This is a genomic window from Leucobacter sp. PH1c (assembly GCF_000633415.1).
Lineage (GTDB): Bacteria > Actinomycetota > Actinomycetes > Actinomycetales > Microbacteriaceae > Leucobacter.
This window is the reverse complement of the sequence record NZ_AYMV01000030.1, coordinates 16,923-38,074: the sequence shown is the minus strand read 5'-3', so window position 1 is coordinate 38,074 and position 21,152 is coordinate 16,923. Positions and strand designations below refer to the sequence as shown.

At 60.5% G+C, this 21,152-nt stretch carries 11 protein-coding genes and 1 pseudogene; 4 read left to right on the top strand and 8 right to left on the bottom strand.

Annotated elements, in window-relative coordinates; translation table 11 throughout:
* Positions 1 to 267: 267 nt before the first annotated feature.
* The 7 genes from U874_RS15190 to U874_RS15165 all read right to left on the bottom strand — a co-directional run bounded on the left by U874_RS15190 (position 268) and on the right by U874_RS15165 (position 12,278).
* The gene (locus U874_RS15190; RefSeq protein WP_081809988.1) at positions 268 to 2,880 is read right to left on the bottom strand and encodes a LuxR C-terminal-related transcriptional regulator; all 2,613 of its coding nucleotides are present in this window, start codon (positions 2,878 to 2,880) and stop codon (positions 268 to 270) included.
* A gap of 168 nt (positions 2,881 to 3,048) precedes the next feature.
* Positions 3,049 to 3,963 (bottom strand): bifunctional 5,10-methylenetetrahydrofolate dehydrogenase/5,10-methenyltetrahydrofolate cyclohydrolase, encoded by a 915-nt coding sequence (locus U874_RS15185; protein ID WP_081809987.1) that lies wholly within the window; start codon positions 3,961 to 3,963, stop codon positions 3,049 to 3,051.
* Positions 3,960 to 4,502 carry an HXXEE domain-containing protein gene (locus U874_RS15180; protein ID WP_081809986.1) on the bottom strand — a complete coding sequence of 181 codons (543 nt, stop codon included), beginning with the start codon at positions 4,500 to 4,502 and terminating at the stop codon, positions 3,960 to 3,962. Before U874_RS15180 ends, U874_RS15185 begins: the two co-directional genes overlap by 4 nt.
* Positions 4,499 to 7,039, bottom strand: a complete 2,541-nt coding sequence (locus tag U874_RS15175) for a beta-ketoacyl synthase N-terminal-like domain-containing protein (protein WP_081809985.1) — start codon at positions 7,037 to 7,039, stop codon at positions 4,499 to 4,501. The genes U874_RS15180 and U874_RS15175 overlap by 4 nt, the downstream gene beginning before the upstream one ends.
* Before the next feature lie 18 nt (positions 7,040 to 7,057).
* Complete coding sequence (locus U874_RS0110715; RefSeq protein WP_081809984.1) at positions 7,058 to 10,120, bottom strand: non-ribosomal peptide synthetase; 3,063 nt, start codon at positions 10,118 to 10,120, stop codon at positions 7,058 to 7,060.
* Positions 10,121 to 10,122: 2 nt separating this feature from the next.
* On the bottom strand, positions 10,123 to 10,662 hold the full coding sequence (locus U874_RS15930) for a 4'-phosphopantetheinyl transferase superfamily protein (RefSeq protein ID WP_369802351.1): 540 nt from the start codon (positions 10,660 to 10,662) through the stop codon (positions 10,123 to 10,125).
* A gap of 134 nt (positions 10,663 to 10,796) precedes the next feature.
* Complete coding sequence (locus U874_RS15165) at positions 10,797 to 12,278, bottom strand: MFS transporter (protein ID WP_025134538.1); 1,482 nt, start codon at positions 12,276 to 12,278, stop codon at positions 10,797 to 10,799.
* Positions 12,279 to 12,568: 290 nt separating this feature from the next.
* Between U874_RS15165 and U874_RS14380 the strand changes: the two are divergent.
* The 3 genes and pseudogenes from U874_RS14380 to U874_RS15550 all read left to right on the top strand — a co-directional run bounded on the left by U874_RS14380 (position 12,569) and on the right by U874_RS15550 (position 18,233).
* Positions 12,569 to 13,738, top strand: a pseudogene (locus U874_RS14380) (IS3 family transposase).
* A 191-nt stretch (positions 13,739 to 13,929) separates the two neighbouring features.
* Positions 13,930 to 16,719, top strand: a complete 2,790-nt coding sequence (locus tag U874_RS0110695; protein WP_029988262.1) for a DNA methyltransferase — start codon at positions 13,930 to 13,932, stop codon at positions 16,717 to 16,719.
* A gap of 272 nt (positions 16,720 to 16,991) precedes the next feature.
* Entirely contained in the window at positions 16,992 to 18,233 is a 1,242-nt protein-coding gene (locus U874_RS15550) for a hypothetical protein (protein ID WP_157834251.1), read from the top strand.
* Between the two features lie 448 nt (positions 18,234 to 18,681).
* Here U874_RS15550 and U874_RS15825 read toward each other — a convergent pair whose 3' ends face one another.
* A complete protein-coding gene (locus U874_RS15825) occupies positions 18,682 to 19,059 on the bottom strand; it encodes a tyrosine-type recombinase/integrase (protein WP_025134534.1) in 378 nt (125 codons plus the stop codon).
* Between the two features lie 1,002 nt (positions 19,060 to 20,061).
* On the opposite strand from U874_RS15825, the gene U874_RS0110685 reads away from it, so the two are divergent.
* Positions 20,062 to 21,150 (top strand): ParB/Srx family N-terminal domain-containing protein, encoded by a 1,089-nt coding sequence (locus U874_RS0110685; protein ID WP_157834250.1) that lies wholly within the window; start codon positions 20,062 to 20,064, stop codon positions 21,148 to 21,150.
* Positions 21,151 to 21,152: the final 2 nt, after the last annotated feature.

Here is a 21,152-nt window from a genome sequence, read left to right as displayed (position 1 = left end):
AGGGATCTGCGTAGGTATGCTCAGCCCCTACTCTGGGGACGCGCCGCGCGGTGCGTGGGTAGTGGGCGTATGCGGCCACGTATGACCGCAATGAGGCCAGAGACGCAGTATGGGAACACCGGCGTCCTTATGACAATGATCATCGACCCGATGCCGGAATCAGTGGACAGACTCAATCGGACCACGCCCACAACCCCACCGGGAGCGACAACGAGCGGAAGTCGAAGGGCGTTTCGCTCAAGAACTCGTGGAGAGTCCCAACAGCGCTCAGCCCATATCGGCCGTCGAGCTGAATCGCGCAATCAGTTGAGCTCGTGAAGAGATATTGAGCTTGCGATACACCCCCGTGAGCCGCGCCTCAACGGCGCGCACTGAAATGAACAGCGTCGCTGCGATCTCTCTATTGCGCCGTCCAGCAACGACCAAATCCACGACGGCTTTCTCTGAACGGCTCAGATCCGACACCGGTACCGCGGCAGCGCGTGTTGCCCATCTGGGGAGGCCGATGCGGCGGAAAACACTTGCTGCCGCAGAAGCGGCCTGACCGGCCTCTGCAGGCATGTTTGCTGCAGCCAGTGCGCCCGCGTACGCGTGGAGCGTCTTGGCGTACTCGTAGTCGGAGTCGTGTGGGCCAAACTGCGCGAGGAGCCTCTCGAAGGTGCGCACTGTTTCTGGAGGTGGAGCCATTACCGCATGGCAGCGTTCGATTGCGAGCTCGGCCCAGCGCGATGGCGCCAGCGCAGCTCGCCGTTCAAAGTCAGACAAGATCGTGCGGGCCGTGCTCTCGTCTCCAGATCGGACAAGGCTCTCCACCAAGTCAGCATCGACGCGTGCGAGTTGAGGATCTTCTATCTCCGCAGTGATCAGTCTGGCGCGCATCAAAAGCCGAACGGCATCCGAAAGATCATCGCGGTGAAGGGCAAGCGCACCGAGGTAAGCGTCAAGACGAGCTGCAATTGCGGGGTTCCGACGGCCTTGAAGAGTCGCATACAGTCTATCGAGAACCACATTGGCCGCCGCATCCGCGTCATGCTCGATGTGGTACCAGTACTCATAGAACAAGCGAAACGGTTCTGGCGCACCCTCTCCGCTGGACATGCGGAGAATGTCCGCGAGCGCACTGAATGCGCCGTGGAAGTCGCCTGCAAGTCGGTCGTTCTCAATGGAATAGAACCGTGCTGTCGACACCCAGAGTGGGTCGCTCTCCGCCGACGCCCCTACGATGAGTGCGAATAAGTCACGTGCGTCGTGATAGCGGCCCGCAAAGGTGAGGGCGCGGCCGTACGCGAGTCGGGCGAGGACGGCTGCGGACTTGTCCGCGACACTGATTGCAATTTCAGCGGCGGTGGGGAGCTGCGGCGTCTGGCCTTGCATGGCCGCGATCTGGATGCGAGCGTTCCCGACAACTGTGGCCGTGCGGTCGTTGCCCACGGACAGGTCGTTGAGACGTGCGAGGTACGACTCTGCTTCCTTGAATTCCCAGCGCTCGGCGCAGTAGATAGCCAGAAGGGCGGTGAGGAGCGTCGCGTCTTCTGGAGCAGCGTGTTCGTCGCGGTCCAGAGCTTCTGCCGCGAGTGTGCCGAGTATGCTCTGCGAAGTTAGATACTCGATACGAACGCGCAGGCTTACCATTGCGAGGCGAGTTCGAGGAACTGTCGGCGCAGCGCGATCCACAATGTCAATGAGCCGCCCTGCCGCAGAGGTGTTCTTTCGGTAAAAGAGCGTCTCGGCGAGCATCAACAGCTCTGGACCAGTATCGTCCGAGACAGGAAGTGAGAGTGAGCGTTCGATGTACTCGAGTGCTAGTGCTACGTCGCCTGAGTGCAGCAAATCCGCAGCTACTTGTCGTAGCGCGGATGCATGCTCCGGGGAAGGATCCAGGTATCCCGCATGCCACGCAACGTCGACCGGTTGGTCGCTCATTTCCGCTAGGAACGAATGGATACGTTGGCGTGAAGCTGTGTCGAGGTGTTGGTAGTAGATCGCCGAACGGGCCGAGGCGTCTCGTATGGCTACCCATTGGTCGGCTGCTACAACCCATGACCTATCGAGCAATTCGTCAACTACTCCGCTCCCGACCAGGGAGCGCAAGTCGGAGGCTCGCATCCTCGGCGTAGAAGCGAGATACTCGATCGCCTCCACCATTCGGTCGTCCATCCCCTCGAGTGGTTCGAGGAAAGCCGCGGCAACATGCCGGCCTTGTCGGAGTGGGGTCGGCAATGGGGAGGACCCGGTGAGCTGCGCAGGCTTCAGGTGGTGAGCCGCATCGACAACTCTGCCCGCAATTGCAGCAGAGATCGTTTCGATGTGTTCGAGAACCGCATCGTGTGGCGTTGCACCCGTCTCTGTTTCGACCAGGGTTCGGATTCTGCTGTGGTCGAGGGCCCCAATCTCAAGGGTAGGCAAGCCGTCGAACGGGCGGCGCCCCCCGAATGTCGAGACCATAATCACGAGGCGTACGGATGTTCCGCCGAGGCGGCGAGAGATGACAGCGAGAGCACTCGTGCTCTCGCTGTCCATCACATCAGCGTCGTCGATCAAGATGAGCTCAGGGAGATCCTCTGCGTCCTGCAGGCATGACACAACCCGTTCAGCCACGATAAACGAATCACGGTCCTTCGCACTTGCGATTGCGCGGGATAGGTGATGCGTACGAGGGTTGGGTAGCGCAGCAAGGAGATTCACAATGCCGGAAAAGGGACGGTTCGACTCGGCTGGATTCACTCTCACCGCTATTGAGTGCTGAAGGATGCTTGCAGCCTCTGTCACAAAGCGAGATTTGCCGGAACCCGCTGCGCCGTGCACGATGACCGTCGCGCCAGCGCCACCGTTTGTCAGCTCTACGGCTTTCATCAACTCGTTGCGTCGGAAGAACGGCATCTGATTTCTCCAGCTCCTCGATTAGTCGGTCATTCAGCGATACGTGTTTGAGATGCAGTCCCCCCGATACTCTTGAGCTGGTGTCAATATTACGTGGAGAAGTCATTCTCACGCGGTGTGGCCCCGACCCTGCGCATCGGGTGGGGTCGAGCTCACCCGACAAACTATTTACGGGGTGCGCGATGCGAGCGCCGCCAGCGCAGCGTTCCGAATGAGGACACCGAGCATGACGGGACCGATACCCCCAGGCACGGGGAGGATATGTCCCGCGACGGAGGCGACGTCCTCAGTCGCGATTCCACCACGAAGAATCGGTGCCTGGGTGCCGTCCTCACGTTCGACGAAGCCGACGAGACTCGGGTTGAAATCGATCACAGTTGCGCCGGGCTTCACCCACTCAGCGGAGACGACCTCCGGGCGCTCAAGACTCACAATCAGAACATCAGCCGCGGAAGCGAGTCGGCGAGCTTGGGGATGATCGATGGGCACGATCGCCAACGGTGAACTCGGCGGGAGCATCGCAGGCGCGACGCATCTGGCGACAACATTGGCGACGGGGTTGCTGCGCATCAATGGCTCTTCCGTCAGGAGAACAATGTTTCGGCTTTCTAGCGGGATGCCATATTCGGCAAGAGCGAGGATGACCGCCTCTCCAACGAGGGGCAGGACACCAGTGGGTGCCGGACGGTTCGATGGGAGCAATCCAGCGGTGTGCTCCGGATGCAGGCCTTCAAGTTCTTTCCTTGGATCAATTGCTGGAAGGATGTCGCGGATGGAAAGGCGCGAGGGAAGCGGCATCAGCACCATGACGCCGTGGACCGCTTGGTCGTCGTTGGCCTCATGGATGCGTTCGAGAAGAGTGTCGAGCGTTGCGTCGGCGGGAAGTGCGACGTCAATACCCTCAACGCCGTAGGCGGCGAAGGTGCGCAAGTGAAGCTCTCGGTTGATTGCGAGCATCGGGTCATCACTGGCCACTGAAAGCAGGGCGACACGCGGCAGTACGCCTGCCGAGGAGGTCTTGGCGAGTGCCGCCGCGACGAGGCCTTGCTGCACTGGGCGCCCATGAATGAGCTGTGCGGTCATTGGGAGCTTTCCTTTCGAGTTTGTATGGTGGTGGGTCTGACAAGCCGAGCAATGCGGAGCGAGGCGACGATCGCGGGCACGGAGAGTGCCGTTCCAGCCACGACCGCGGTTCCGGCGCCCACTCTGGAGATACTGGAATCGGCCCGGAACCCACGGATAGCGGCGATAGAACTCATCAGGAGCAAGGGTGCGGTGACAAGACCAGGGTTGTAATTACGCCGCACCAAGGCCTGCAGCAGATGCCCTGCAGCATTCACGGACAGTGCACCAGCAGACGCAATCGCGATCGCGGCAGTGATCGGCCGCCGAGCTCGACCACCTCTCGAATGCGTTGCACAGGTCACCACAGCGCTCAATAGCGCGGTGGCGATACTCATTCGGTCCGCGCGATAGTCTTCTTCAGAAAGACCGAGATTGGCGAGGAAACGGGGATCAAGCCTGCTGCCATGGTCAGAGAAGGCGATCTCTTCGGCGTTGTGACATCCGAAGGCGATGAGCATCGCCGTACGTCCTGCCCCGGCACTGCGCTCGGCGCTCATCGAACCAGTTCTCGCTGCGTCGCCGCTTGACCGAGAATCTCACCGATGCGCCGAAGCGAGGTCAGATCTCGGAAAATGGAGTAGTGGTCGCCATCGACGCCAATAATCTGCGGGGCCCGGGAGAGATATCTCGACCACTCGTTCACAGTCGACGGGGAGATCGAGAGACAATCGAGCACTTCCTCGGGCTCCGGTTCGGAAGCCTCGATGATGAGCACAGGACAGTCGATCAGTCGATCTGGCGTCCAGCGCTTAAGCATGCCGTGGTTTTCTCGCCAGATCTCGAAGAATCGCGCGAATTCGTTGCGCACGCTCTCAGGCCAGGCCGGGTGTTCGACAGCCTCGAGGATTCCGCGTGCGTCCGCGCGAGCACGAACGTCCTCGGCGAATCGAATGCCAGGGACAAGCGTGCTGAGCAGCGCCGGGAAGGCAGCGACGTACGCCTGCTCATCGCAGGCACCGCTGGTGTAGGCGTGCGGAGGATGCGAATCAATCATGACGAGAAGCTCGACTGTCTCGCCAGCCTCCTCCAACTGCAGTGCCAGCTCGGCGGCAAGGTTCCCGCCAAATGAGTACCCACCGATTAGGTAAGGTCCGGACGGCTGGATTCCGGTGATCGTGGCGAGATAGGAGGCCGCTAGCTCTCTCATCGTAATGCGCTGCCCGAGGAAGTCAGCAGGGAAAGCGAGACCAGTGACTCCGACATCCTCTCCAATGTGAGTAGCGACGCCGGCGTAGCAGGTCGTAGTCCCACCAGCGGGATGTACAAGGAAAAGCGTACGCTCACGAGGTGGCGTGATGTGGACGGCGTTATCGGAGGCCGATCGTGGCTGCCGAGCTATGTGACGGCGGGTCGGTTCATCGACCGGGCCCACCTTGCCAGACGTCCTGTCGATGACGTGTGTCTGAAACAGTTTCTCGACCGTGCCGATCCGTTCGAGTTCGGCGACGTCCAATGCCGTTCCGTGCCGTTCCGCGAGAGCTGCCGTGATATCGATAAGGGCGAGCGAATCGGCACCAGCATCCACGAGTCGGTCCTCGGCCGCGAGTTCGGGAAGCTGCAGGACCTCGCGGACGGTAGCAAGCAGTTCTTCCAGAGATGGAAGCGATACTGAACGTGCCGATTCCGTCGCGCGACCGGCGGCCTTCGAGACTTCCGGTGTTCGAGTGTGCCGGGGGTGGCCAACCCAGTGCCGCGTTCGCACGAGGCGACGGCCTTGGGGGGAAACCTGCCGGCCGCGCGCGTCGGCGCGTCGGCGAAGAATGGCATGCACGTTACTCCCGCCCATCCCGAACGAGCTGACACCAGCGTGGGTCAGCCACGGCGCATCGACGGGTTCTGTAGGGAGGACGACTTCCTCACCCACATCGAGGAGCGGATTCGATTCGGAGAAACCGGCGAGCGGAGGAATGACGCCCTTCTCGAGCACGAGTGCAGCTCGCACGAGCCCCATGACACCGGCAGCCGCGTCGAGATGGCCGACGTTCGCCTTCGCACTACCGAGATAGCACGATTTGGTTGAACCTTCGCGCGCAAGTCGAAGAGCGCGAATCTCAATCGGATCCCCCAGAAGCGTGCCTGTCCCGTGAGACTCGATGTAGCGCACCTTGTCGGCGGTGATGCCAGCAGACGCCATTGCAGATCGGATTACGGCAGCCTGCCCAGATACCCCTGGCGCGGGAAATCCGACCTTGTCAGCCCCGTCGTTGTTGGCAGCGGTTCCGGCCACGTTCGCATATACATGTTGAAGGTTGGCGTCCTCTGATCTCACTAGGACAACGGCCGCGGCACCATGTGCTTTTACTGTTCCATCGGCAGTGCGGTCGAATGGCCGGCACGATCCGGTTGGGCTAAAGATGCTTCCGGAGCGCTTGAGGTAGCCTCCGAGATGCGGGATCGATATGGAGACACCACCGACGATTGCCGCGTCGCATTCCCCGTGCAGGAGTGCTTGCCTGGCGAGGTGGACAGCCAGAAGCGAGCTCGAGCACGCGGACTGCACCACTACAGACGGACCGGTGAGTCCGAGCGCGTAGCTCGTGCGCGTGCACAGGAAGTCCTTGTCGTTGGCGAGCATGGCACTGAAATTGAGATCTGACTCATCCCAAAGCCCTGCCGCGCGCACGGGTCCGGTGAGGTAGGTACTCGAACTTGCTGAGCCGAAAACGCCGACCTTGAGTCCTGTAACGTCACCGAATCCAGCATCATCGAGTGCCCTGCGAGCGCATTCCAAGAAGACGCGGTGTTGTGGATCCATGAGCGCCGCGTCACGTGCTGAGATGCCGAACGCATCGTGGTCGAAGGCATCGAAATCGTCGAGCGCGCTCACTACGGACACGAAGTCCTCATCGTCGATCTGAGCGGACGTGTATCCGAATCGTTCTGATTCTGCCCTTGAGACGGATCGGAATGTTGACGTCCCCTCAGCGGTCAATTGCCAGAAGGCGTTCACATCGTCGGCTCCGGGTACACGGAGAGCGATCCCGGTTATCGCAACGTCGTTCCCGTAGGCGGGAGCAGGATCTTGTACGGTCATAGTAAGCCTTCTTCTGGGTTAGGCGCGAGTGCTGAGCACGTAGTCGGCCAGGGCGGCTGGGGTGGAATATTCGAAGAGGTCGACGAGCGTCAAGTCGTGTAGCCCGAGGTCAGTGCGCAATCGCTCGTGGACTTCCATCACGTGCATCGAGGTGCCGCCAACTTCGAGGAAGCGGTCTTGAGCTCGCACACGCCCAGCCCCAATCGCCTCCGCCCAGACCCGAGCGATGCGCCCGGAGAGGCTATCGTCGACTTCCTCGTCCGTCTCATGTGCAGGAAGGGGAAGGGCGGCGACATCCGGTTTCCCGTTCCGAGTCATCGGGATCGTCTCGAGGGCTACGACGACGGCCGGAACCATGTACGACGGGATGTGATCCCCGAGCTCCGCGCGGATGGCGTCTGCGTCCTCCTCAGAGGTGGTGACGACCCAAGCGCAGAGGAACGGTTCCCGCCCCTCCGGTGAGACGAGCGCAGCTACCGCTGCGCTCGTTCGGCCGGTCGCAGCGATGGCGGCTTCGATCTCTCCTAGCTCGATTCGGTAACCACGCAGCTGGACCTGTTGGTCGATGCGCCCCAGGTAGACGAGTTCTCCGTCGATGTCGCGGCGCACACGGTCGCCTGTGCAATATGCGCGTAGCTTGCGCCCCTGGACCTCGATGGTGCGGAATCTGGCTGCCGTCAGCTCTTCCTGCCCGAGATACTCGTCCGCGAGGCCAGCGCCGAAGACCAGCAATTCGCCTGCCACGCCAACTGCTGCTGGGCGGCCGAGCTCGTCGAGGATAATGATGCCAAGATGTGCCAGGGGTTCCCCGATCATGCTCCGACTTTCACAGTCAATCTCGGGCTCCGTGATCTCCTTTGCCGTCACATGTACCGTCGTTTCAGTAATCCCGTACATGTTGATGAATCGTGTCTGGGCGTTCGCTTCGCCTCGCCAGGACCGGAGATCAGCGGGGTGGAGCGCCTCGCCCCCAAAGACAACCACGCGAACGTCGGGAAAAGTGCGAGTGCTTCTGCGCAGAGCGTCAGCCAGTCGCCGGAACGCGGATGGTGTCTGGTTGAGCACCGTAATACCCGCGTGCTCGACAAGGTCGGCAAAGGCATCAGGGTGGGACACCTCTTCTGGGCGTGGAACTATCAGCGTGCCACCCGTAGTAATCGCTCCGAAGAGCTCCCAAACGCTGAAGTCGAACGCAAGTGAATGAAAGAGACACCAGCGGTCTCCGGCGCTCGAACTGATGACCGAACGAGCAGAGCCGAGTAGCGCCGAAAGCGCACTGTGAGAGACGACGACTCCTTTCGGTTCCCCCGTGGAGCCCGATGTGAAGATCACATAGGCGCGATCCGCTACTGTCGGCGGGCGCATTGGCCGAGTGCGCCGCGATGTGCGGGTAATCACTGCGGCACACATCTCGCCAGGGCCGGTGGCACTATCGTCGACGAGAATCGTTGGTGATGCATCGAGTTCCTTGGCGATCTTGCTCAGGATGAGCTGGACGCGGTGGGGAGGTGCGGCGGGGTCGATCGGAACGTAGGCTCGACCGGATGCGAGGACGGACAGGATCGCAATCACGGCGTCTATGCTCTTTCTCATCCGCACAACCACGAGCCGGCTGGCTTCATGGGCGTCCAGTTCACCGGCGCCCGAGAGCATCCGGTCAGCGAGCTCCGCGTAGCTGATCTCTTCGTCGGCGCTCAGGGCGATGGAGTGGGGCTGGGTGACGGCGATCGAACGGATGAGGTCGATAACCGTGAGCTCGGGCTTCGCAACTTCCACGGGGCTGGATGACGTTGATGCATCGTCGAACACGGCATCGTCGACAACGAGAGCGTCAGGCTGTGCCGTCGCGAGAGCGAGGGCTTGCATCACCTGCGCCGCTGCCGTCGGCTGATGGAAGGCATCCGACACGCCAACCTCGATGCGAATCGCATCCTGTTCATCGGCGAAAGTGATTGTGAGTGGATACGGGAGATCCGTGCGATTTATGGGAAGAGAGACCACACTAGCGCCCTCAAGTTCGAGAGCGAGATCCTGAGCGTAAAACGTCACGGCGTTGTCGACCGTCGCTCTCGGCCCCGGGAACAGGACGGAGCCAGTTTCCCCGTGGATGTTGAGACCTTGAGCGCCCTGGAGGGTTCGGATACCGGAGGAGATCTGCCCGCACAGGCTCCGCCACGTCGTGCTTCCGTCGATCAAAACGGGGAGCGGAAGAGTGTTTACGAAGAAGCCGACGGCATTCTTAGCTCGATGCCCCGCACGGCCTGCAACTGGTACTCCGACGGTGATCGCCCCGGAGCCAGCAAGGCGACTCAGGACATGGGCGTGGGCGGCGAAGAGAACGGCCGCCAAACCGTACTCCCCCACCATCTCGCTCTCACGCAGCGCACGAACTTCGGGCCCATCGAGCCGGAGCCGCGAGCGGGTTCCTCTGATTCGCCCACGGTCGCGAACTGCAAGTGGCAAGGAAGCTGGCTCAGGTACCGTTTCGACGAGTGCACGGTAGCGATCGATCGACCGGGGAGAGATGGGCGGCGGAGCGACGGTGCCGGGGTGCTCACCTAGACCACTTACGAGATCGGGCCATGCAGCCTCGATCGATGCGTACAGCGTCGAGATCATGCCAACGACTCGATAGAAGGAGTACGCATCGCTGACGAGGTGTGAGGCAACGAAGGAGAGGAGCAACGTCTTCCGACCGTAGTAGAAACGAGCCGTGACCTGATGAGGATCGTGCGGGGCAATCGGACCTGATGCGAGCATCTGCTCGGTTTCCTCAAGGACCATGGCTTCGAGAAGCTCTGTCGGCGTCTGTGTCCGATCGAACTCGAGCACTCGCGCAACACCTGTTCCCGGCGCAGCGATCAAACCATCGTCAGAGTGCCGGAAGGTGGTTGAGAATGCTGTCGTAGCCGAGAATACGGCGCGTGTCGCATCGATGAGGCGAGCGCGGTCGACGTCCCCTTCGACCCGGAAGACGAATCCGAGGTCGAACGCAGTGTCGGACGGGTGGGCAGCAGAGTGCAAAAACATGCTGCGCTGTGCCGATGTTGCAGGGTAAGGGCCGAAGGTGTTCGTCATCATCACTAAGTCCTTTCGGGGGCCGAGTAGCGGGGGCGGGCCTGATTGCGCCGCGCATCGATCGGAGTGGTGTATTCAAGGAGCTGGACCCCGGTGTTCTCGTCAGGGACCGTGACAGCGAGGATGTGGCTCGCGTCGAGACTTTGGAGGGCAACACACGAAGAATCGTTGCCGTCGAGAATGCGGATGTGCCGAGCGGACGGACTGCTGACTATCGTGCCCGGATGGCGGAGTAGGCCTATGCCCAGTCGTTTGAGGTGAGCTTCCTTCGCCGCCCATATCCGGGCCTTGAGTAGCTGGGCTTCGCTGGTAACGCCCTTGCCGATTCGAGTGAGCTCAAGCGGGTCGAACGCAGTATTGGGGATAGATGAAGCCCGGTCAATGGCGACGACATCGACCCCAATCGCGTACCTTGCAGTAGCCGCGACCACCCATACTCCATCGTGGCTTGCAGAGGCACCAGCGCCAGTGGGATGTATCGGCCGACCGATGTGGTCGTACCCTGCTGGAGCGCCGCAGACGTGGTGAAGGAGGTAATCAGCCATCCGTGATCGAACCCGGTCAATTGCGCGGTGCTTGCGGGCGATCATCGCCGCTCGAGCGGCTGACGCTGGGCTCCAGCCGCCTCGATCGAGCGTTGCCAGGTCTGCGGGGAGGCGGGCCGCTATGATTCTCACGCTCATTGGCCACCGACAAGTCGGCCGAGGGCGAAGCGCATCGCGATGAGGGCCGCGACCAACGCGGTGATGCCTGCGAGCCATTGAAATCCCGCGGAGTAGGCCGCGACGTCGGCAGAGAGACGAACAGTGGCAGCCTCAGCTCGCGTCAGAGGAGCCGCAGCCTCTATTCGCTCGGACACAATCGACGTTGCGATCGTGCTGAGGAAAGCCACACCAAGTGAGGCCCCCAGCTGTTGGCTTGTGTTGGCGAGTGCGGAGGCAAGGCCGCCCCGTGCTGGGTTAAGACCCACGGTCGCGGAAGACATCGCGGGAGCCATAACGGTCCCGAGCCCCATCCCTATCACCACCATGGGCGAGACCAACTCTGAAACGTATTCGTCCACGGTTCCCAGACCAGACAACCAAATGAAGCCGATGCTTTGCATGAGAGGGCCAACAGTCAGGACGACTCCGAGTCCGAAGCGAGGCACAAGGAATCGCGTGCTAACGATTGCAGCGACGATCAGCCCCACAACCATGGGGAGGAAAGCGAGTCCAGTTCGCAGCGGCGAGTACCCCAGGTCCTCTTGCAGGTAAAAGGTGAGGTACACGGACGCGCCCATCTGAGCGAAGCCGACCAGGGCGATCGCGAGATACGAAGACGAACGCCGAGCGTCAGCGAGCAGGCTCAACGGGACAAGAGGTTCAGCCGCCAATCGTTCACGGATCACGAATACGATGGCGAGAACTGCGCCGCCGACGAGCAACACCAGAGTCGATAAGTGAGTCCAGCCGTCGGATTCGGCGCACGAGAAAGCGAACACCAGTGCCGACACCGACGCGGTTCCCAACAGTAGTCCGGTCACGTCATCAAGGAGTGAACCCGAAGTTCTGCCGGCCGTGCCGCGGAGCCCATTGATCGCGACGAGGATTGTTCCAGCGACCAGGGGGACATTTATGAAGAAGCACCACCTCCAATCCCCCAACTCAGTAAGCGCTCCGCCCAGAACAAGCCCCAGCGCAGCACCAGCCCCTGCGACGGAGCCGAAGATTGCAAAGGCCTTGGACCGTCCAGCTGCCCCTGGGAACGCAGCATTCATGAGCGAGAGGTTTGTAGGGGCAAGCAACGCGGCGAAGACTCCTTGGAGGACACGGAAAGCGATCAAAGTTCCAAAGTCATTCGCAAGGCCTCCAAGAAGGCTCGCGATGCCAAAACCTGCTGCGCCGATCAGAAAGGCGCGTTTTGCGCCAAGGAAGGTTGACACGCGTCCCCCTACAAGGAGCAGGGATCCGAATGCGAGTGTGTATGCAGTGACAGCCCATTGACGGTCAGCGCTGGCGAACCCCAGATCCAACTGCGCGTCAGGGAGCGCGACTGCAACAATCGTGGTGTCGAGAACGATGATGACTTGAGCGAGGCAGGCCGACAGAACGACCAGGGAGGGCCTGCTAGCGGCGCGTCCGAGCTGAGCTGAAACGCGGATGGTTGGGGAACCCGACATGGCCCAACCGTATGGATTCACGCCCTGCACGCGACACCGCAAATGAGGCGTGATGTGGTCCGCATGTGGTTTCCCGCACGTCAGTCTTGTTTGGCGACGACGACGACGCAAGCGTTGTCGCCAAGCTCGGGCATGGGCCGTCTTGCGCTCTCAGCCTGCGCCCGACTTGACATGAAGTTTGGTTTCCGCTCTGACCTGACCTACTTCTGGAGCAAGCGGAGGAAGGGTCTGATGCACGTTTAGGTGACATTCAACATGGCTAGTTTCTGCTGGCCTGGAAGGATGAACCTATGCCCCCTCGTTATCCCAAAGAGTTCCGTGATGACGTCGTGAGGATCGCGTTGGATCGCGGCCCGGAGGTCACACTGGCGCAGATCGCGAAAGGCTTCGGAATCCACGTCAGCACCCTCGACAAATGGCTCCGAGAAGAACGCGTCGAACATGGCCAGAAGCCCGGCGTCACGCGTTCCGAGAATGCGGAACTTCGTGAGCTTCGCAAACATAACAAGCTCCTTGAACAAGAAGTGGAAGTGCTTCGTCGGGCGGCCGCGTATCTCTCGCAGGCGCACCTGCCGGGAAAAGGCTCTACCCGCTCGTGAAAGAGCTCGCCCGCGACGGGATCCCCGTCCAGGTGTCGTGCCGGGTATTGAAGCTCTCACGCCAGCCCTACTATCGGTGGCTGCGTAGTCCAGTCACCGGGCGTGACCTCGTGCAGGCGTATCGCGCGAACGCGCTCCATGACGCCCACCTTGAGGACCCCGAGTTCGGGTACCGGTTCCTCGCCGACGAAGCGAGGACTCTCGGGGAACCGATGTGTGACCGGACTGCGTGGCGGCTCTGCCGCGATCAGCAGTGGTGGTCAGCGTTTGGGAAGAAGAAAGCCCGCGGGAAAGGCAGGAATCCTGGCCCACCCGTTCATGACGACCTGGTGCAGCGCGAGTTCGTGGCCGCTACCCCGAACGAGTTATGGCTTTCGGACATCACCGAGCATTGGACTGGTGAAGGCAAGCTCTACCTATGCGCGGTGAAAGACGTGTGGTCAAACCGGATCGTGGGTTACTCCATCGACTCAAAGATGACGTCCGCGCCCCCGGTGACGGCGTTGAATAACGCTGTGCTGTGCCGTGGAGACGTGCGTGGGTGTGTAACTGCACACGGATCGCGGATCGCAGTTCCGAAGCCGGAAACTACAGCGCGCGCTCACCGGTCATGGCATGGCCGGTTCGATGGGGCGCGTTGGTGCTGCAGGTGACAACGCGGCGATGGACTCGTTCTTCAGCCTGCTCCAGAAAAACGTCCTGAACCGCAAGACCTGGGGTACTCGTGACGGGCTCCGGTCAGCGATCGTGACTTGGATCGAGCGCACGTACCATCGACGCCGCAGACAGGCCCGGTTGGGGCGTTTGACGCCGATCGAATACGCGACCATCATGAACGAACAGCTCGCACTCGCTGCCTGACCAAACTGTCACCTAAACGTGCATCAGACCCGTGGTTGAGTGCGGTTGTGATGCTATTTCGAGGACCTTGGTGATTGACATCGCCAATCGCCTAGCTCAGCGAAGGCTCAGAGGACCTCCGATGCGCTAAGCGCTCAGTCGAGGCCTGACGGTCGACCGATATTGTAGTAACCGTGCCAAAGTCTTTGTCGATGAATGAGATCCGAACTCGAGCCTCGCAGTTCATTCGCGATTGGCAAGACGAGCCCGGGGACGAGCGGCAGCAAGCTCAATCATTCGTTCGGGACCTGCTCGGGGTATACGGGATCACCCAGACCCGAGCTGCCTTCTATGAGAAGCGTGTTAAGCGCTCCTCAACCGGCTCACGTGGATACATCGATGCCCTGGTCCCCGGTCTCGCACTGATCGAGATGAAATCCGCCGGTAAAGATCTCGTCGCCGCCGAAAAACAAGCGCTCGACTACATTGATGACCTCCCCGATCCGGAGGTCCCCCGCTGGGTTCTCACCAGCGACTTCCGCAGGCTCCGCCTACTCGACCTGCACGCCGAGAATGACAGTGTCCAGGAGTTCACGCTGACTCAGCTGCGGGAACACGCTGACAAGCTGGCCTTCCTCTCAGGATACGGTGAACGCACCTTCGGATCAAAGGATCAGGAAGCTGCATCGATCAAGGCCGCGAAGCTGATGGCTTCGCTGTACGAGGCTCTTGAGGGGTCGGGGTACGACGATCACGAGGCCTCGGTGTTCTTGGTACGCACTCTCTTCGCACTTTATGCCGATGACGCCGGCGTGTGGGATCGCGATCTATTCCTCGAGTTCCTTGAAACGCGTACCGCTCATGACGGCTCTGATCTCGGCCCGCAGCTATCGCTGCTATACCAGGTTATGGGTCGGCACCCTAGCCGGCGGCAATCAAACCTAGACGAGTTGATCTCACGTTTCCCATACGTCAACGGCGGCGTCTTCGAGGAATCGGTGTCAATCCCCTCGTTCGATACTGAAATGCGCGATCGGCTGATCGCTTCGGCGATGTTCAACTGGTCGGCGATCTCGCCTGCCATCTTCGGCAGCCTCTTCCAAGCCGTCAAAGATAAATCCGCACGTCGCGAGCTCGGCGAGCACTACACCACCGAAACAAACATTCTGAAGGTCATCGGCCCGATGTTTCTTGACGAGCTGCGGCAGCGGTTCACGGACGGCTATTACGACACCGCCACGCTCAAGAAGCTGCGCGCGGACATGGGCCAGATGCGATTCCTCGACCCAGCGTGCGGATGCGGCAATTTCCTCGTCGTCGGTTACAGACAGATGCGCGCGCTCGATCTTGAAATCCTCCTCCGTATCCAGGAGCTCTCGGGCGACACAGCTCGCACGATGTTCTTCACCGAGGAGCACCTTTCCGTCCGGCTGTCGAGCTTCCACGGGATTGAGCTTGAGGAATGGCCAGCACAGATCGCTGCCACTGCCCTCCACCTGGTAGAACACCAGGCCAATCAAGCAATGGAGCTGGCCCTCGGTGCTGCGCCAGACACCCTTCCACTGAACAAAATCCGAAGCATCCAGGTCGATAACGCGCTACGCACGGACTGGGGCGACGTCGTCGAGCCCACCGAACATCTGTACATCATGGGCAACCCGCCATTCCTCGGCCACGCGACCCGTTCGAATGAGCAGGCCCAGGAACTGCGGGACGTGTGGCGCCGCAAAGACATCGGCCGACTCGACTACGTCACCGGCTGGTACGCCAAATCCCTCGATCTGTTCAACCGACCAGGGTATGCAGGAGAGTTCGCTTTCGTGTCCACGAACTCAATTGCGCAGGGCGAACCGGTGCCGGCACTGTTCGGTCCTGTCTTCGCTGCCGCATGGCGTATCAAGTTTGCGCACCGCACCTTCGCCTGGACAAGCGAAGCACCCGGTGCCGCCGCGGTGCACTGCTCTGTCATAGGATTCGACCGAACACAGAAAAAACGCGCTCGCCTGTTCGACTACTCAGGCAACGTGAAGGGTGAAGCCGTTGAGCTGCCAGTTATCGGACAGCTCAACGGCTACTTGGTGGACGGACCTAACGTACTCGTCGAGCAGCGTCGTACGCTATTGGCTCCGCAACTTCCACAGATGGTGTTCGGCAACATGGCTCGTGATGGCGGGAACCTCCTAATCGAGGTCGAGGATTACGACGAAGTCTCCGCAGACCCCGTAGCGGCGAAATACATCCGACCGTTTGTAGGTGCGCGTCAGCTCATCCACAACGAGCCGCGCTGGTGCTTCTGGCTCGTCGATCTGGACCCGAGTGACATCGCCCGCTCGCCCATTCTGCGGCGCCGACTGGATGCCGTCCGGCAGTTCCGGGCGGACTCCGCTGCGGAGTCAACTCGAAAGATGGCTGAGACTCCGCACCTGTTCGGTCAGCGCTCCCAACCAGACACGCCATACGTGTGCGTTCCACGTCACGTTAGCGAAACCCGACGCTACTTTCCGACCGCAGTGTTTCCACCGGAAGTAATCTGCGGTGATGCGAACTTCAAAGCTGATGACCCGGATGGCATCGCGTTCGCAATCATCTCCTCCTCAGCCTTCATCGCCTGGCAGAAGGCGGTGGGCGGTCGTATCAAGTCGGACTTGCGCTTCTCGAACACGCTGACCTGGAACACGTTTCCCCTGCTGCCAATGACCGACAAAGAGCGGGCTGCCGTCATCGCTGGCGGCCGGGCCGTGTTGGATGCGCGAGCGCTACACCCTGAACGCTCGTTGGCAGACCACTACAACCCCCTCGCGATGTCCCCGGAACTCGTGCGAGCACACCGCGAACTCGACTCCTCCGTCGACAAGTGCTTTGGGTTGAGAGGTGCCGTCAGCGACGAAAGCCGACTGCGCGCGCTGTTCACCAGCTACGCCAAGCTCACGACAGCCAACGAGCTGCCGATCGCTGTCAAAAGATCCCGCCGAAAGAATGTCGAATCTGGTGCCACGAAATGATTGAGAGAAGCTGGCCGTACCCCACTATTCCCGTCCGTGGGAGCCTCACCATGGACGTCGACAGTGAGAAGCAGCGATGTGCGTGCGGAGGAAGTGACTTGTACGTCCAGGATTGGGCTTACGCTGATCCGACCGGCCGACTGACATTCGCAGCTTCCGGATCATCTGATCCTGCAGCGTTCGCGGTGTGCTCACGTTGCGGGCGAGTGTACAGCAACGCCGATCTTTTCCAATCCGAGGATGGGGTTGTCGCTGCCGTTACACGATATGACGTGAACGCCCGAGTCTTCATGGCAGCGCGTGCGAAGTATGACCGGGAAGCACACGCCGCTGAGCCCAGGGGCTCAACGCGAACCACAAACCGGCTAGCCGACTTCGAGGACTCCTGCTACCAGGTCGCGGTTCACGCGCAGGATTCCACCATCGGCCGAGTCGGTGTCGTGCTTGAAGCGATTGCTCATGCTGCCGACAGGGCCGGTGACTACGAATGCATCGATATCGCTGTCGCGTATGCATCCGCTGAGGGAGTCCGACTTCTCGAAGAGAAACTGGCAGGCCCGAGCTGGGCCGAAGCCCGGAAACGTTTTCTCGTCAGTTTAGACTTCGGGTTTACGCAGCCCAAGGCGCTCACGCGTCTCGCCGAGATCGGCAACACTGAGGTGCGTATTCCCAACGGACGAGAAGTGCTAAGTTCACCTGCTCTGCGACCACAATCGGCGTTCCATGCCAAGGTGTTCAGCTTCGGCGTGGAACAGTATCCAAACCTGCGCGCGTTGGTAGTCGGATCCGCCAACCTAACCGCAAGCGCGCTCTCGACCGGTGCCGAAGTGGTCACAACTCAGACCTGGAAGTCACACGCAACCGCCTGGAACGACTTGAGACGGGCACAATCTGTCCACAAATGGTTCGAAGACACATGGGAAAATGCTGACGCGCTTGATAACGTGCTCGATGAGTACCGACTAAAGCGCAGTGCGCTACCGAGACCCCCACGAATCCGCGAGGAAAAGACCCCAGCAACGCGGCATTATCTAGCTTCCATGGAAGACCATGAGATTTCCGGAGATCTTTCCGTCCAACTCGCGGCAGCCAAGGAACTGTGGATAGATGCCTCGTCAGTGATTCGTAACCGGGGCACTCGACCGGGAAGCCAGCTCAACACCCCTCGAGGGACTCGCGTTTTTTTCGGTTTCGCGTCCGAGAAAGTCCCCCGAGACACCACCCTCGGGGCGATAGATCTGAGAGTCATCGGTCACGACTACCACGACCGCACCGTTCGCTTCAGCAACAACAGTATGGATATCATCAATCTGCCGATCCCTGAAGAGAACGGCGTCGAGACTTATCAAGGTACTTTTTTGCTCTTTGCTCGCGACTCACCAGGGCCTGACAATCGTCGCCGCTACACCCTGACTGTCACAGACGAAGCAGGAATCGACGCCAAAAAGGCATCTGCCGCCAACAGTATTGACCTATCAATGAATAGCGGGAGAAAGTACGGTCTGTTGTTCTGAACGACAGGAACCCCCGCCCCGAGAACCAGCAGGTCAGGGGCATGTAGGAATTCTCGGTGTGAGATTCCTCACCGCCTAGACCAACAGCCAGATGAACGGTCAGAATTTCCACCCAATGAAGCCCACATCTGCGATGGTTCGCTCACTCCCGACAGTGAGCAATTGCCTCCGATACCCTTCCATGCGCAGGGGTCTCTACGCGGCCGGGTGCAAGCAAGCCTTGACGGTTTTTTGCAGCTCCGTCGTTGCCCAAGTCGCTGAGTCGTTCAATCATCATTGGTGATGGCACCGTTCCTTCAGTTGCGGTTCACGGGCAGCGAGTCGCGTACTTGTGTGAGGAACGAACTTCACGGCACCATAGAGTCAGTCCAATGCAGCTCAGCTCCTTATACCGAATCCTCTACTGCGCTGACCGCAGCATGGCGCGCTACCCATAGGCCACCGGGTGTCAACGAAGTTCTGAGAAGGCATCGTCGATAATGTCTGCCGTGATCGGGTCGACCAACTCGGCGCTGACAACGTAGCTAGCGCGGGTGATCTGCTCGTTCGCATGCCTGAGCAATCGGGAGGCGAGCGTAGTCCCCGCAACGGCTTCCATGAGCGTCGCGGTAGAGCGGCGGAAGATGTGCGTGCTGAACTGGTCAGTCTCGATGCCCGCTGCTTCTAACTCTTGCTTATTGTCGTCGATGAAGGTGCGCAGAAGGCGTTCGTAGTTGCTGACGCTGAGCGGCTTGCCCGTCTTCGTCGCAAACAAGTACGCCTCCACTCCCCTACCCGTCCGGGCGAGCTGGCTACGGACGGCGGCCGCAGTGAAACTCGGCGGCACGATCCGCCGCTTCTGCCGCGTCCGCTTCGGTGACGGTTTCCGGTAAATGCCATTCTTCTTTGCTGTTTGATCGTCGCGTTCACCAACGCGCTCGATGGGCTCGACGCCACGTCAACATCGCAACGGCGCAGCGCGAGGACTTCCCCGATGCGGACGCTGGTGCCGACCATGATCCACATCGCGTTTTCCAGCGTCTCCACATTTGGGCGCGGCCCATAGCCCGAGTCTTTCCGCCAAGCACGGATGAGTCGCTGCACCAGCAGAAGCTGTTCCGGAGTAAGCACCGAGGTCTTCCTTTCCGGCAACGGCAACCGCCTGGCGTCCCGCACCGGGTTGAAGGAGAAGATGTCGTACTCGATCTCGGTCTGGCAGATCAACGACAGCACGCTCCGCGCTTTCCGCGCCGCCGCCAACGACCGCTGCTCCCGAATATCCGCAAGGATGCGATTACACCGACGCACCGTGAAATCCCGCAACAACAGGTCGCCGCAGGTCGGGGTGATCACGTTCCGTACCGAAGCCTCGTAAGCCTCCGTTGTGGAGTCCTCAACCGTGCCCGAGCGACCCTTGTCATAGAGAAACACAACAGCAGCTTGCGTAATAGTGGCGTCCTTACCGAGGGTCGGGCCGCCCGAATCGTTCAGCACCGAATCAGCCTTCTCCCGCAGCGCGGTCTCTGCAAGGGCTGCGGTAGCGCCACTGGCTTTGAGCTGATGCAACTTCCCCACCTCATCACAGAGGCGGGCACGAGCTTGAAACCTGCCGCTGGGTAGCGTGATCACCTGAATGGTTCCAAGCTCTCCGGCGCGAAGCTTCTGTTTAGCCATCGGAGTCCAACTCCTCAAACCAAACCAACACCTCGCGACGCAGATAATGAACATGATGCCCCATCCGACGCCCTGCAGCGAACCCCAAAGCGCCTCGACTTGACCGCGCTCCGGGTACTCCGACAGTCTTGTCCTAAAAGGACACGCTGATAGTGCCCGCCCTGGAAGGAGCGCCATGCCTTCGAACACCCCCGATTTTGACTATGTACCGTTAGCCGATCTCCAATTCGACACCGCAAACCCGCGCTTCCCAACGTCTCTTGATGGAGGGGACCAGCGAGCAGTTCTTAAGTTCATGCTTCAGGATGCAGGGTTGATCGACTTGATGCGATCAATCGCGAAGCAGGGGTTCTTCCCGGGTGAGCCATTGCTAGTTTCGCCCGCAATGGAGAGCAGAGGCTGGGTTGTAGTGGAAGGCAACCGGCGTCTCGCAGCGTGCACTCTCTTGTCGGAGCCGCACCTAGCACCGATCAGCCAGCACGCGGTACGTGAGGTTGCTGCAGGTGCAGACCCGACCAAGGTCCTTCATATCCCGTGTCTCAAATTTGCGTCACGCGATGCCATCCTCGCTCACCTGGGGTACCGGCACGTAACAGGAATTAAGGAGTGGGATCCGCTTGCCAAGGCGCGGTTCCTCCAACAACAGTTTGAGGGCGAAGAGGGAACGGTTGAGGAGCGCCTGCGGAGCACGGCCAGATCCATCGGAAGCCGGTCAGACTATGTCGGACGGCTACTGACAGCTTACGGGCTGTACCAGGTGCTGGAAGAGAACGGTTTTTTCGATATCCGAGGCCTCTCCGAAACGAGCATCAATTTCTCCCTTATTCCCTCAGTCCTTGCGTACTCAAACATCGTGGACTATCTCGGCCTGCAAGGAAGCCAGGACTTGAGCATGCACGAGCTGGTCCTTGGGAAGTGGAAGTTTATCGCGCGCTTCATCTTCGAGCGGGACGACAATGGCAAGACCGGTCTCGGCGAATCTCGCAATACCCGAATCCTGGCGGATGTCCTGGCAGACGCCCGAGCACGGGCTGCCTTAGAAGATGGTTCTGCCACTCTCGCCCAGGCGCGTCAGTTGCTCGGCGGCAGCGGAAGCGCTTTCCGCAGCCTGGTGTCGCAGGCGGAACAAGATCTTCAGCTGGCACGTCAGGAGTCCGTCGGCGTCAGCGTCGGTGTTCAAGACGTGGAAGCGGTGGAGCGGGTGCGAGTAAGCGCCATGGAGTTGCGCAATCTCGTGCAACACCGGATCGACGGATCGGTCTAGGC